The organism is Mesorhizobium sp. M1A.T.Ca.IN.004.03.1.1 (assembly GCF_003997555.1).
Taxonomy (GTDB): domain Bacteria; phylum Pseudomonadota; class Alphaproteobacteria; order Rhizobiales; family Rhizobiaceae; genus Mesorhizobium.
Genome location: NZ_RZTV01001141.1, coordinates 1 through 234 on the forward strand (window position 1 = coordinate 1; position 234 = coordinate 234).

Genomic DNA, 234 nt, shown 5'->3' on the forward strand with positions numbered 1-234 from the left:
GGGCGCTTTGCGCTTCACCGCCGACCTGGATATCGAAAACCTGCTGCACGGCGCGCTCGTGCTGAGCACGCGTGCCCATGCTCGAGTCGCTCGCGTCGACACCACGGCCGCATTGGCGGTCGAAGGGGTGCATGAGGTGTTTTGGCATGGCAACACGCCGGCTCACTTCTATAACAGCTCGATATGGTTTTCCGGTCAGAAGGCGCTGGCGGACGAACAGATGTTTCCGCAAAT

The 234-nt window shown here is 60.7% G+C and carries 1 protein-coding gene; it reads left to right on the forward strand.

Translation table 11 applies throughout. From position 1 onward, the window contains the following. Positions 1-234: hypothetical protein (locus EOD29_RS35240; RefSeq protein ID WP_206520632.1), on the forward strand; the 234-nt coding region annotated here is incomplete at both ends.